Source organism: Phycisphaerae bacterium, assembly GCA_019636475.1.
Lineage (GTDB): Bacteria > Planctomycetota > Phycisphaerae > UBA1845 > UTPLA1 > JADJRI01.
Genome location: JAHBXN010000004.1, coordinates 457273 through 471072 on the forward strand (window position 1 = coordinate 457273; position 13800 = coordinate 471072).

Annotated in this window: 12 protein-coding genes, 1 tRNA gene and 1 pseudogene; 3 read left to right on the plus strand and 11 right to left on the minus strand. The window is 58.9% G+C overall.

The features are described from left to right. Positions 1–90 precede the first annotated feature (90 nt). Positions 91–900 (minus strand): DUF2817 domain-containing protein, encoded by an 810-nt coding sequence (locus KF841_09240; protein MBX3395540.1) that lies wholly within the window; start codon positions 898–900, stop codon positions 91–93. 193 nt (positions 901–1093) lie between these two features. On the opposite strand from KF841_09240, the gene ispG reads away from it, so the two are divergent. After that, entirely contained in the window at positions 1094–2299 is a 1206-nt protein-coding gene (gene ispG, locus KF841_09245; GenBank protein ID MBX3395541.1) for a flavodoxin-dependent (E)-4-hydroxy-3-methylbut-2-enyl-diphosphate synthase, read from the plus strand. A gap of 97 nt (positions 2300–2396) precedes the next feature. On the opposite strand, the gene KF841_09250 is transcribed toward ispG, so the two are convergent. Then, complete coding sequence (locus tag KF841_09250; protein MBX3395542.1) at positions 2397–2837, minus strand: hypothetical protein; 441 nt, start codon at positions 2835–2837, stop codon at positions 2397–2399. A 33-nt stretch (positions 2838–2870) separates the two neighbouring features. Continuing rightward, positions 2871–3767, minus strand: coding sequence for a succinate dehydrogenase iron-sulfur subunit (gene sdhB / locus KF841_09255; protein MBX3395543.1), 897 nt, complete (start codon positions 3765–3767; stop codon positions 2871–2873). A gap of 179 nt (positions 3768–3946) precedes the next feature. On the opposite strand from sdhB, the gene KF841_09260 reads away from it, so the two are divergent. Both KF841_09260 and KF841_09265 read left to right on the plus strand, forming a co-directional pair. Beyond that, entirely contained in the window at positions 3947–5533 is a 1587-nt protein-coding gene (locus KF841_09260; protein MBX3395544.1) for an exosortase/archaeosortase family protein, read from the plus strand. Positions 5534–5722: 189 nt separating this feature from the next. Next, a tRNA-Pro gene (locus KF841_09265) sits at positions 5723–5797 on the plus strand. Here the strand turns inward: KF841_09265 and KF841_09270 are convergent. The 8 genes and pseudogenes from KF841_09270 to KF841_09305 form a co-directional block, all read right to left on the minus strand. Continuing rightward, a pseudogene (locus KF841_09270) lies at positions 5782–7263 on the minus strand (recombinase family protein). The gene KF841_09265 and the pseudogene KF841_09270 overlap by 16 nt on opposite strands. A 263-nt stretch (positions 7264–7526) precedes the next feature. Then, positions 7527–8231 carry a DnaJ domain-containing protein gene (locus tag KF841_09275; GenBank protein MBX3395545.1) on the minus strand — a complete coding sequence of 235 codons (705 nt, stop codon included), beginning with the start codon at positions 8229–8231 and terminating at the stop codon, positions 7527–7529. Between the two features lie 51 nt (positions 8232–8282). Beyond that, positions 8283–8570 (minus strand): hypothetical protein, encoded by a 288-nt coding sequence (locus tag KF841_09280; protein MBX3395546.1) that lies wholly within the window; start codon positions 8568–8570, stop codon positions 8283–8285. A gap of 18 nt (positions 8571–8588) precedes the next feature. Then, a complete protein-coding gene (locus KF841_09285) occupies positions 8589–9185 on the minus strand; it encodes a hypothetical protein (GenBank protein ID MBX3395547.1) in 597 nt (198 codons plus the stop codon). A gap of 64 nt (positions 9186–9249) precedes the next feature. Next, positions 9250–10752, minus strand: a complete 1503-nt coding sequence (locus tag KF841_09290; GenBank protein ID MBX3395548.1) for a TraM recognition domain-containing protein — start codon at positions 10750–10752, stop codon at positions 9250–9252. A 77-nt stretch (positions 10753–10829) separates the two neighbouring features. Continuing rightward, complete coding sequence (locus KF841_09295; protein MBX3395549.1) at positions 10830–11153, minus strand: DUF1232 domain-containing protein; 324 nt, start codon at positions 11151–11153, stop codon at positions 10830–10832. A gap of 238 nt (positions 11154–11391) precedes the next feature. Continuing rightward, entirely contained in the window at positions 11392–12213 is an 822-nt protein-coding gene (locus tag KF841_09300) for a ParB/RepB/Spo0J family partition protein (GenBank protein MBX3395550.1), read from the minus strand. Continuing rightward, complete coding sequence (locus KF841_09305; GenBank protein MBX3395551.1) at positions 12213–12878, minus strand: hypothetical protein; 666 nt, start codon at positions 12876–12878, stop codon at positions 12213–12215. The genes KF841_09300 and KF841_09305 overlap by 1 nt, the downstream gene beginning before the upstream one ends. Positions 12879–13800: the final 922 nt, after the last annotated feature.

The window sequence follows — 13800 nt, forward strand, 5'->3', positions numbered from 1 at the left end:
GTCAATCGGGTCGAACCGGACCGAGCAGGCAATTCCGGGCAACCGCGATGGGATAAACGAGATGGGTCACTTGTCCTCACGCAGGCTGGGTCAGAGCTTTTCGGGATAGGAGATCGCCGCGAGCATCATTCGGCCGTATTGGTTCCACAGTTCGCGTCCAGCGACGCCTTTTGCGTCCTTGGGAAGTTCCAGCGTGATAATCGGGATGCCGAGTGTCTCGCCGGCGTACGATCCGAGCGACCCCGGCCGGCTGCCGATACGTCTGACCGGAATATCCGTATGTTCCGCCATGGCCTGTGCAAGGGACTCGGCTGGGCCATCGTAGTCAATGCACTCGCTGCCGTAGTTCAGCGGCTGGTGGATGCTTACGATGCGGCGGGGACTCTCGCGGTCAATGAGCGCATGAAGGGCGATGCTCTCCGGTTCAGAGAGCGGGCGTGGACCGTGATGGCCTTGCTCATTGAAATTCGTCGCGGGGAAGTTCCGATTCAGATCGACGCCCCGTGCGTTGTATCGCGTCTGGTGGTGTCGGCCATCAGGGTTCATATCAGTGATGATGATGATCCGCCTGCCGTCGACGAGATCGGGCTGGCCTTCGAGGTGGTCGATCAAATGCCGGGTCAGCGGGGTGCCGGCATCTTCGTCTCCGTGGATGGTCGCCATGATGAGGACCACATCCCGGCCACAGCCGAACGCGTGGTATTCAATCGGCCGGCCCTGCACGGAACGACCGATGAGACCGCGGACAGGTGCGACGGTCCGCGCGTCGCGACGAACGGTTTGTCGCTGATCCGGAGGAATACATGCGGAGGTCAGCCCGATGCCAAGCAGGGACAAGGTGACCAGCCCGATCAGCGGCGGGGCGAAAGCGTCAGCAATTTCGACATGCTTTTCGGGCATTGGGGCTTCGAAGTCTCAAACTCCACTCTACCGAAGATCGACCCGAGCATCTTCCATACGCAGCCGGTTCCGTCAAGTTCAAGGGAACGATTCGCTTCAGGCCGGTGAGGGCGGGTTATCGTCCTGCGGTTTTCTTTCTACAATACCGGAACGCTCAATGCCCGGCTCACCGGGAGAATCGAGGACGCACTGCATGTACCCTCGCCGAAAAACCCGCCAGGTCAAGGTCGGTCCCGTTTTGATCGGCGGCGACGCGCCTGTTTCGATTCAGTCAATGACGAGTACCTATACATACGAAATCGACAAGACCGTCGCGCAGATTCAGGCACTGGCTCGCGCCGGCTGCGATATCGTGCGGGTGGCCGTCCCTGAACCGCGGGATACGGAGGCATTGAGGCACATTTTGCCGCAGTGTCCGGTGCCGATCGTGGCGGACGTTCATTTCCATTTTCAGCGGGCGATGGAGTCGATCGAGGCGGGGGTACACAAGATTCGGCTGAATCCGGGCAATATCCAGGATCGCAAGCAGGTTGACCGCGTGATCCGGGCCTGTCGAGAACGGGGGATTCCAATCCGCGTCGGCGTGAACGAAGGCGGCATCGTGGAGCGCAAGGACAAATCCAAGCGTGCGGAGGAGAAGGCCAGGCTTGAGCAGAACTATGAGGATGAACTCGTCGGCATCATGATCGACAAGCTGGAAGAGTATCTCCGGATTTTTGACGAGAACGACTTTCAGGACGTCGTCATCAGCGCCAAGAGCATTGATCCGAGAATTGTCATCAAAGCCTACACGGCGATCAGCGACCGATTTGATTTTCCATTGCATCTGGGTGTCACGCACGCGGGGCCGAAGGAAACCGGGTGCATCCGCAGTGTCACTGCGCTGGGGACCCTGCTGGCCAACGGCATCGGCGACACGGTCCGCATCAGCTACGCGAGCGATCCGGTGTTCGAAGTCGAGGACGCCAAGGAGATGCTCAACTGTCTGGGCCTGCGTCCTCGAGTCGAGCCTGAGTTGATCGCGTGTCCGACGTGCGGACGAATCGAGGTTGATCTGATCACGCTTGTGCAGGACGTCCGTCGGAAGCTGGCTGATATCAAAGTCCCGGTGAAGGTGGCGGTGATGGGCTGCGTCGTGAATGGTCCCGGCGAGGCCGAGGGCGCTGATGTGGCCGTCTTTGCGGGTAAGGGCAAGGGCATCATCTATGTCCAAGGGGAGCAGGTACGGACGGTCAGCGAAAGCGAGATGATGCAGGCGCTGTACGAGGAGTCGCTGGCGTTCGCGGAGCGCGTGCAGCGCGGGGAGGCGCAGCTCCGCCATGGCGGCGTGACCATCAAGCCGCCGGATCCGCTACCAAGGGCGGACGGGAGCCTGCCGCTACCTGTTGTGACCCGATAGGCTGTATCGGGGTGGCATCTCCGTGGGACGGCTGCAACACATTTCCAACAAAATGCGATAACGAAAAGCGCGACGGTCGTGCGAGCCGCATCACGCGCTAAGGCTGGGTGGCCTGAGGTTCAGGAATCTCCCGGCCTGATTCATCCCAGTAGTGCCAGGATTCCGGCAGTTTTCTGCCTTGCTCGTACATGCCCTCGGCCGCTCTCCCGCCGTTCGGGTGATAGATCGTCCAGCGTCCGGTTCGCTCGTACCTGACACCGTGCCGCTTCACATACCCCGTGGTCTGCGGCTTGCCGTTGGGAAAGCGCTCAACCACGGGCAGCACGCCGCTTACAAACCAGAGATACCCGAAGTAAAGCGCGACAATCAGAATCGGGACGAGAATCACCACGAGGCGGGTTGGCGAACGATCGGCGGATTCGCCATCGGCAACACCGGAGACGCCAGCGGCGCCGGCAGGCGAATCCTGTGAATCATCACGGGAAAGCGGATCAGTCGACACGTAGCTGACAGGATCGTGCCGCGCGTTGTTCTGCATAATCAACTCTGTACTTCCCCGGACGATGGAAGACTACTTTGACAGCCAACGCTTGATGGCGTAGATGGATGTGTCGCGGCCGGCCTTGGCGATCGACCGGGTCAGCGGGATGTTCTTCGGACACACTTTCACGCAATTCTGCGCGTTTCCGCAGTCGGTGATTCCGCCGGGCCCCATCAATGCGTCAAGCCGAACGCCCTTGGTGATCTGGCCGGTCGGATGGGTGTTAAACAGCACCGCCTGGGAGATGACCGCGGGGCCGACAAAATCGGCGTCCATTGCCGTGTATTGCCTTCGTTTGAATTCCTGATCGGTCTCACCGGCCTGCTGGACCAATTCGATTTTTGAATACTGCGGGCAGACTTCCATACAGCAGCCACAGGTCATGCACTCCGAGAGCGGATAGGCTTCCTCCTGAGCCTCAGGACCCTGGAGCGGCCCCGGCCCTTCGTCGTGATATCCATCGACAGGAATCCATGCCTTGACCCGTTGCAAGCCTCGGAACATGCGCTTTCGATCGACCATGAGGTCACGCACGACCGGAAACTTGCTCATGGGCTCCAGCTCGATCTCGCCTCCGCTGTTGCACTCCAATTTATCGACCAGTGCCGAGCAGGCCTGCCGGACGGTGCCGTTGATCACCATCGTACAGGCGCCACAGACCTCCTCGAGGCAATTGCAATCCCAGACGACGGGCTTCACGGTCTTGTCGCTTCCGATCGGCTGGGGATTTTTCGCGATCGCCTGCAATGCGGAAATGACGTTCATACCCGGAACGTATTCCACGGCGAACGACTCGTAATATCGCTGGCCGCCGGGCTTGTCCTGGCGTGCGATTCGAAAATGAACTTTGTCACCCACGCGATGGCGGCCGTGTCCATGACCGTGATCGTGCGATTCCTTGCCGTGCGCCGTTGCGTTTGAACCCATGTGGCGAAAGCTCCAAGCGATTGCGTTTTTTCCGATGCCGGGCGGATTATAGAGGCACTCTCGATTGGCCTGCAAACCGTTTCACATCGATTGCCGGCGGGCGGTACATCCCGCGACAAGATGCTCTACAATGTCGGCCGATTCTAAAGAAATCGTTGAAAATTCCCGGATCCATCCGCATGCCATTTCGCAGAAAACAGCCTCGCGCTCGAATGCTGGCGCCGTCCCCCGCGGATCCGGCCAGACAGCACGGCGACCTTGGGAAATCGTCGCAGGCGCAACTCGGACTCGGCCCGGCCGGAGCGGTGCGATTTCTTACAGTATTTGTCCTGGTCAGCGCCGCGGGTGTCGGGCTTGAGTATTACCTGATGCAACATAACGCGGCTGTCGGGTATCGCTCGATCGTCGCGTCTGCCGCTGATCAACTCCCGCGCAGCCTCGGGCTCGAGACCGACCGGCGCGGCACTCAGATCTGGATCAATCGACGAGTGCTTGAGGTCACGCCCGAATGCAGCGGCGTCGAGCCCATCGCCATTTTCATCGCGGGCGTGCTGGCCTTCCCCTGCGATCGTCGGAAACGGGTTCTCGGGCTGTTCGTGGGGATATTCGGTGTCGGTCTGTTAAACATTGCTCGCGTCGGCTGGCTCGCCGTCGTGGCCGGCTGGTGGCCCGGCGCTTTCGATCCGTGGCACGACGCGCTGATGCATATGTTTCCACTCTTTGTGGTGCTGCCGCTGTGGCTGATCTGGCTGACAGGCCGCGGCGGATTCGCGATTAGATTTCTCCTCTCCCTTGCCGTGATGAGCTGTCTCTGGGGTGCGGCTGCCGAACCACTGATTGACGCAACGTTGACTGCGACGAAGGCCATCCTGAGATTCGCCGGCACGCCTGCGCCCTTTCTGCTTATGGACGATCTGCGATACTGGTGGCTCGCGCCGCCGGTGCAGCTATTCATGACGCTCACGGTCGTCTCGAATTGGATCTCCTGGCGACGGCGGCTCATCACAATCATCATCGGCGTCTGTTGTCTGTGGTATGTCGTCTTGATGGATGTCATTGCGCAATCGTCGCCGTATCTCGGCTCGGAGGAGAAACGCTACATCCTGAGCAGCATTCTGACCAAGGGCCACCTCATCGTCGCCCCCACGATTTACTGGCTGGTGCTCACGCCGTTGCCATTCGGGCGATCGGACGCGGTCGCTCAGCCGGAGGGCCGCCCACTCGAACAGAACCGGTCCGCTGATTCGATGGCAGTTGACGTGTCGGACACGTTGTCGTCCGGCAAGCGACCCGCGCGCGCCAGCGGCCGATTCTTATCGACCGCGGCGCGCGTTGTCATCGCGATTCTTCTATGCGCGTGGATTGGCCCGACGCTGATTTACTTCGGCCGCTGTGCATCAAACGAGGTAATTGATGCCCGCGCCAGTCTGGCCGGCGCCATCGGGGAGTGGGAACATGGCGGATCGATCACCGATGCCGTAAAGGCGGCACTAACACTCGGATCAATCCAGGAAAAGGCGACTCAGCGAAAGGACCAGCATCTGAGCTACCTCGTCGGACGCCTCATCCTTGAAGACGTTCGGACCGAACGAGACCCCGGTAGGCGAGCGGCCAAGCTTGCCGCCGCAAAGTCATTCCTCCTCGACCCGGCAATCGATCCGAAAGCCCGTCACTCAATTCGGACGAGAATCAGTGAGCTGGAAACGGACGCACCCGCTCGTTCCAGCGAAGATCAAGGGACGCTTCCGGGGCCGAGAAAGTCATGACCGCACGATCAGCTGTCCGGGAACAGGCTGATGTCCGGGAACAGGATGAGATTCACCGTCGCCGGCCGACTCGCCCGCGCGTCCGACCGTGACTATCAGCGGCTGAACGAGGTATCCGGCAACGAGGACCACGCATGCGCTCCCTTGCAATGCGGCGGCAGCGGCGTATGATTGCATGACTCGAAGCTACGGGGCGTAGCTCAGCCTGGTCAGAGCGCTTGGTTCGGGACCAAGAGGTCGGAAGTTCGAATCTTCTCGCCCCGAGTATGACTCGAAACGAGCCCTTCGATGAGAACGTCGAAGGGCTTATTCACTTCATAGCAAAGAGTTGCGCCGTCCAGCGTGAAGTTCGAAAAGACGATTTCGAGCAGTTGGCGTTTGGCGGCGTAATCGGCTGAAACCCATTTCTCGACAAGGGCTTGCGAAAGTTCGAAAACACGGATGGCCAGTTCGGCTTGTTCGCCGCGGTCTCGGTTCGCGGCTTCGACGCGGAGGGACGCCGACGAGATTTTGTCGCGGAGTTCCGTGGACTTGCGGGCGAAGGTGTCGGCGTCGATCTCTTCGAGCAGCCGAAGGTTGAGCAGGCGGTCCTGCTGCTGTCGCAGGATTTCGATTTCGCGCTCGGACACATGGGCTTGTGTCGTCGCTTCGGCACGTTCCATCTTGGACCATTCGCGCAGGGCCTTTGAGAACCATGCCTGAACCGTCTCGGGCTGCTTGATGGACTTGAAGACGGCCAGAATTTGCTCGTCCAGCTTCGCCTCGTTGAGGCGGACCTGCGGGTGCTCGGGCGCGAGCTTGTACATCGTGCAGCGGTAATAGATGTACTGCTTGCCGGTTGATTTCTTAACGACCTGCTCGCCGGTGATGAGGTTGCCGCAGTGGTCGCACTTAATGAGGCCGCCGGCGTAGGTCAGTTCATGCGAGCGGTAGGTCTTGCCACCCAAAAGGACTTGCACGCGGTCCCAGGTTGCCCGGTCCACGAGGGGCTCGTGCTTGCCTGGATACCAGTTCTCGCCATATTGGATATCGCCGAGGTAGGAGCGGTCGCGAAGGATGGCGTACACAGAACTTCGCGGGAAGCGCGGAGAGGAGGAGCGATAGGTGATGCCTTCCCTGGTTAGACGTTCGATGAGTAGATCGGCCGTGAGCGGCTCGTAGGCATAGAGATGGAAGATTCGCCGCACGGCAGCGGCGCGGACCGGATCGACTTCGATTATGCCCCGGCCATCCTTGCGAACGTTGCGATAGCCGTACGGCGCGGCGCCGACGAACCAGCCTTCTTGCACGCGGCGGGCATGGCCCTCGCGGACATCGACCGACTGCTGCTCCGTGTAGAAACTCGCCATGTTGGCGAGCGTTCGCCGCATCATGCGGCCGGCGGGATTGTTCTCGGTTGGCTGAGAGACGGAGATGAAGGCGAGGCCGTGTTCGCTTTCGAGCCGTTCCAGTTCAACATAGTCGAACAGGTTGCGGGCGGCGCGATCGACCTTATAGAACAACAGCGCGTCGAGATTCGCCGCATTCTTTTTAGCGAAAGAAACGAGCTCTCTGAAGGTCTTGCGCTCGTCGCGCTTGCTCGCGGTCTCGGCGATGCGAAAGAGCTTGATGATCTCGCCGCCAGTCGAAGCGGCGTAGCGTTTGAGTGCATCCTCCTGCACCGCCAGCGAAAACCCCTCCCGTTCCTGTTCCCGACTAGAGACCCGCGCCAACGCAACGTACCGTTTCATGGGCTCATCCCCGCGACAAGACCTCGAACAATTGTCCGACACGCATGAGTATTCTAACGGCGTCGTCGACTGACATCGAGTTGCGGTAGAAAGGTTGCCACGTTGCAATCGTCTCCCGGATGAGGGTAGGGGTGATCCAGCGCGGCGTGCCTTCTGGAACGACCAATCCTCCGTCGGGAGAACGGCACGTTGCTCGCGTTTTCTTGTGAGGTGATTGCATGGATTTCGCGAGGTCTGAGTCTTACGGCCGACGTGATCGTTTGTCAGGCCATGCGTTGTTTCAACCGCTGATACGCGGCCGTGCATTCCTTGAAGCGCTGATTGGAAAGATCGGCCAGGTGAGGGGACACCTGTTGGCCGGCTAAGTGATCCGGATGGAACTTCTGGCAGCTCTCGCGATACGAAGACTGGACTTCCGCCCAGGTGGCCTTGGGATTGAGACCCAAGGATTCGAAATCGTCACTCAGCAGTTGATGGTCAGTCTGTGGAGATCGGTGTTGCTGTTGTGATTGCTTTACAGCCTCATCGTCGGCAATCCTGCGGAGCAATTCGATGGCGCCATCCGCCTCAGCCTTTACCGAATCCAGGAAGAACTCGGCGGCGGCGTCCGAGAAGGCGACGCTGGGGATTGCTCCGTAGAGAATGTGAACTTGTGTGCATCCATTCTCGAACTTCATGCCCAAGGCAATGACGTGTGGAATCAGATAAAGCGGAATGATCTGTTCGACCTTGTGCATCTTCATTAAGCCCCGTTGGTAGGTTCTAACCCCTGGACTGTCGGTTCTTTCCGAACATTTCAGCGCCATCAAGTACTTGTCGAGGGCTTCCCAGGCGATCTCGACTGGCAAATCGACCGTCGTCGATACCGAGTGTCCAAGGTGATTTCTTGTGAATGGCATGTACGGTATCAAGCTTCGGACCAGTGAGATTGCGCCGGCAATACAGCCAACGAGTAAGGCAGCGACCATGATTTTTCTCCTGCTTGAGGTCAGACCCATCCCTTTTTGAAGACTGACGATTCAATCCCGCTCCGGCTGAGGTGGCTCCGGCTCAGATTCGTGGCAATCCTTGGAAACCTGTTCGAGGCGCTCGTTTAGGATCGACGGCTTCTCATCCGGGTCGCGGTTTTCACCTTTCCGATCTTCCATCACTTCGCCGGGCGTTTTAGTGCCCGCCATGCCGTAAACGGTCGGCTGTGCGACGTTCGATTCCGGGTAGAGCGCGGCCCTCAGTTCCGCTAGACCTTGCCGGAACATTGCGGAAGCATGTTCCGCGCCAAGCTTCGCCGGTGCCTTGTTGCCTGCCATGAGACGATTCCTTTCTGTCTAATTCCGATCTTGCAGTTCGCGGAACCGTTCCACGACGCTGCGCTGCTCGACTAGGGCGTCGTGCATGTCCAGCGCCCGGCGGCGTTCGAACCGCTCTGACGTGCTGTTGGCGATGAACATGCCGAGACCCGATACGATGAAAAATCCGCCCAGCGGCGGACTGAGACTCATCACTAGGGCGCCGCCGATAAAGACCAGGACCGGTTCAACGAAGAATTTGATTTTCGTTTCGTTCATTCGCCGAAAGACGAACTTCAACCACGGTTCGCCGCTGTATCGCGTATGCGGTTGTGGTCCGCCTTTCCGAATGCGTTTGACGGTTCGACTCCGGGCGCAGAGATACATGAACACGGATGCGAAACAGAAGGCGAGCGTGGGACGCGGGTCGTGATGCGGGCTGCACAGCACGGGCCAGAAGACCATGAAGCCGGCCGCGGCGACGAACTGAAATCCAAAATAGCGCTCGCCGAAGGAGCCGAGGCGATGAATGAACAACTCAATCGGCGCTGCGACCGCGCTGGCAAGAAACTGGATAATTCCGAACTTGGATCGAAGCTCGTTGCGATGATTCGGCATCAGGCCTTGATCGTTCATAACAGGTTCCTCCGCAGGAGAGCGCCTCGAATGTGGCGATGAGTCATGGCACTAGTTTGCGCGTTCATCGATGCTGCTTGAAGATGACCCGTTGCCAGGTTCGCTTCGATGCGTTGAACAACCTTCCGTTTTGGAACACGATTCCGTCCACTTCCCAGTTGTTGGCGGGGCCGCCCGTGCGCAGGCGCGTGAACTCGCGGGGCTGGACCTCGAACTCGTACACTTCTGAAAAGCCTGCCGAAGTGCTCCCGTTTCCGCCGAACCAGTCCAGCCCAAGCGCGGCCGCCCACTGATCCTCCGCGTTGTAGGTGCTGTTGCCGCTGGCCAGGAATTGGCGCGAGCGGCCGACGAGGCTCGCGGCCCATTCGTTCGTTACGGGATCGCCGTTGGCGTGGAAGATTTTTGTATTGAGGTTGGCGAACAGTGAATCGGCTTCCGCACGGCCCTTGTCGCCACCGCCGAGTACGGCGTAGAAGTTACTGACGTTCTGCGAGAGATAGACGGTGGCCACACGCGCGGCGCGGCACGTCGTCTGAAATTGCATGTCATACGAGGTGATGAAGTTCTGCGCTTCATCGGCCCAGAGGAAGACCGGGCGCGGATTTTCCGCGACGTTGCGGCGCTCGATGCTTCGCTGAAACACGTATTTCCATAACACCTGCGCGAACTGGCCGATCTCGCCGAACTCCTTCACCGGAAGGTCGATGAGGATGATCTTCCCATTTTCGATCTCTTCGGGGCGGACGTTGGTATCCGTGCAGAACAACTCTCGCAGCAGACCGCGATTGAACAGGTCCGCCCAGCCCGTAAACGTCGCCTGCACGATGCTTCGCGTCCGGTCAGCAAGGTTGGGCCATTCGAGCAGGTAATAGTCCGCAACAACGCCGAAGTCGTGTTTTTGGCGTGGGGATTTGTCGCGCTGATCGGCGTCCTTGAGGCACTTGAAGCAATAAGATTTCTCTTGCCAGTCCTGATCCCGGATTTGCGCGGCCGAGATCGGCGCGGAGAGGCAGGTATTGACCAAGTCGGGCACCGACACGGTTCCCGTCGCCAGCGAGACGAGATCAATCGCATTTCGCAGGCACTTCAGCCCTGCTTGTTTCCAAAAATTTCCGTCCTCTCGGCCGCCGCCGGCGGTTGAGTTCCGTTCCCTGATTTCCATGATGTTGGAAAAGAGAGCAACCAGGTTTTCGGTGAGTCCGGCCCCGGCACCCTTTCGAGTCAATTCATGATCGAGGAAGTTGAAACGACGCGCGGCGTCCGGGCCGACGACGATCAAGTCATCCAGCCGTCCGGTTTCTTTGCAATATCGCGTCCAGAGGTCCCTCTCGTCAGATTTTGTCGTCGCCACCCAACCGCCAAATCCAGTTGAAAGATAGGCCGTCGCAAGCGCCGCCCCCGCGCCGGTTGTCTTACCGGCCGAAGTGGCACCAAGCACCAGCGCGCCGGCCACCGCATCGCGAAGGGTGACGACATCGCTGTTGGTCCAGCGCAGCAGGGGAGTCGAGAGATCCCACTGCGGCGGACGGGATGCCCGTCGCCGAAGTTTGCGAAAAAGACTCAGCATGAGAAATACCTCCTCTTATGGTCCATGAGTCGAAATTACAGCATTCGTCTTGAATACCCGGCAGTGCAGAGCAGCCTTCAATTTCGAGATTCGTCGTGATGGGTCGCGCGTTGACGCAGGTCGTTGAATTCGACTTCCTCGTAGAGCTTTCGCTTCTTGCGTTCGTCGAGCGCGGACCGGGCGGTGTACCACGCACCGACCAGGTAGCCCACGTCATCGAGCCAGCCGATGCCCGGAACGACATCGGGAACGACATCGATGGGCGACGGGCACAGCAGCACGAGTCCGATGGCCATTGCCCATTTCGTTATTTCAAGTCCGACACAACGCAGGCGGCTCTGCGGCAGCGCGAGAAGGACCAGCGTCACGATAAACAGCAACGCGCCGCACCCCACCAGCATCCTCATGAATCCAAAAAACTCCGACATGATCCGTTCTCCTATTCATTTCGTGTTTGATAAAGGGGGCCACAACGTGCGGCCCGTCTGCTCGTTCCGCTCAAGATGCGTGTCATGAACGGCACTCATCCCTTTTTCCGCCTGTGACGTTATGCGCGCACCTTCTCCGTTGAATCGCGGCGACTTGCGCCGCCCCGCGAAACAATGCGATTGCAATCGAATCATCGAGGTGAAACGATTCTTACCCGCTTGGACGGGCGAGGCGTTCCGCCGCATCCTTGAGAGCCATGTCTTGTGCCTCCAGCGCGACAAGGCGGTCAGTCAGCGTCTTTAGCCATGCAACCAGCATCTCGACCTTGATCTCTGGTCCAACGATAGTCATCGTGCAATCGGCGGCGAGTTGAAGCGATACTCGCTGCTTTCGTGCATCGCTTTGACGAACGACGGTCCGCCGTTTGGAATTCTGTTTTCTGACCCGCGTGACAACTCCGTCCCGCGTCAACTTGCCTCTCGACGCAGCATCAACCAGTTGAGTCCTGACGTCAGGGTCTTTCGAGCGAGCGATGGCATACGCAGTACTCATTCCTAGCGCACCAGCCGCAACTTGTTCCTGTGTTTCCGGGGGCAATTCCAGCACCGAAAGCAGTTTCGTCACCGTTGCTGGCGAAATCCCCACGTGCTCGGCGACTTGCGACGCCTGCCACCCTGACTCTCGAATCAACTGTTGAATCGCTTTGGCCCGTTCGACGGGGGTCCAATGCTCTTTCTGGCAATCGAGGATCAGTTGCCGATGCAGAATTTCCGTTTCGCACAAGTCCTTATCTTCGATGATGACTGGGACATGGGCGAGCCCAAGTTTACGAGCGGCCCGCAACCGACGTTCTCCGTCGAGAACCACGAGCGTGTCGTTGATCCGTTGAACGCGAAGCGGCTGAAGTACGCGGCCGGCTTCGTGAATACTGCGCGCCAGACCGAGGATCAATTCTTCCTTGAACCGGACGCGCGGCTGCGAACGACACACCAAGCGATCGGGCGACACGTACTGAATCTGTTCTTCGTCCATCAAAGCACCTCGATGATTCGCGCTCGGCAGGAGCGTATGAACGGGCTCCCACATTCTTGGCAATCAGCCAGGAGGTCCGACACGGCGCACCACACATTTGTGCAGGCGCATGACCATTTCTTTAGCTTGGATGTGCCGCGCGGTCGGCGCGATGGAACCGGAGTCTCCGTTGACGGAGCATCGATCCCGGATTGAATCAGCAGTGTCTTGAAGGGGCCGAATGCCGCGTAGCCAGTCAGGCCCTTCTTGTCGATCAACAAACCGAGTTGTGCCGCCTTCTCACGAAACTCCCTGTTATGATGGTTTCCTTTGCCAGGTGAGCCGTGCGCCTGCTGCCACCCGTGTAGCAATTCGTGCAGCAAGGTTCCCAGGACTTCCCACATCGGCCTGCTGCCATCGAGATATTTGGCGTTCAGTGTGATTTCACCGCGAAGTCCGAGTCCGTTGTGTCCTTCGCGGAATTGGCCGTATCGGGTGCAGGGGAGGGCGTCGATGGAAAGCACCACTTCTGGAATGTCGAGTTTAAACTCGGCGATGAACCGATTGGTCCAAAGCTGTAGCGTCTCAATCAGAGCTTGCCCAAACCATGCTTCGGTCCGCTGGTAGTCGGCAAGTTCCTGGTAGATGGACTGCCCGCTGGACGAAATTGCTGTTTCGTTTACCATGATACGTATGCCCTTTCCCGCGACTTCCCGGTCGCGGCTCGTTCATGCGTGCGTTATAGGAAATCAGGCAAAATTCACGAAACTGCGCCCTTTTTTTGCGCAGGCCCGAGGCGTTGATTGCTTACGGGAAGAAATGGAAGCGGCGCGTTCGCCGCCGTGTGGTCAACGGGCTTTGTGTGCGTTTGCCTGCTTCGCGGCGGCGGCTTCAAACTCGCGGACCTGAAGGCACGCTCCGCGAGTGAAAGCTCAACGTGCAGAGTCGCCAGCGCCTGTATCTGGTCCAGTTTGGAGCTCTCGAGCAAGGCATCCGAGGAGAATAGGGAAGGCTGATGCTTTCGCATGTCACCCAGGGTGATGCGATCCGTGGGAAATGAAATCGTGGCCGCATCCAGTTGCGGGAGAGGGGGCTGATGTGACATTGTCGCTGCTTGATAGAGTCGTCAGACGTGCCACATCGCGTCGTACAAGTCAAGAACTAACCCCCCGCGTTGAGCCGAGTCTGCTTGGCGTCGAGATACCGCCGAACCTCTTCAAGCAAATGGACCGCTTCTTCTGAAATCTGACCTTTCCGGCCGAGCCGACGATCGTTCAACCGAAATTCCAATGCGTTTTCAAGTTTGGTGATCCTCTTTCGCAGGCTGCTCGCTCCGACAGGAAAGTCCAGCGGAAAGCCCGCAGATGGATTCGGCTGGCTAAGAAGCGCCTCCAGTTGTCGCCACGAGGTGGGGCCTTTCGATTGAAGCGTTTGTCCCGCCGCGAGGAACATGCGCAGGAGTGCGTCGTTTTCCAGCCGCTCGAAACGAGAATAACTCCGTTGATCTGAGCTTCCCCACTGTTAGTGGACACCCAGAAACGCGAGAATGATTTTCGCGGGAGGTGTCTGATGAGTCGAAAGAAAGCCCGTCGAAAGTACACGAGGGAC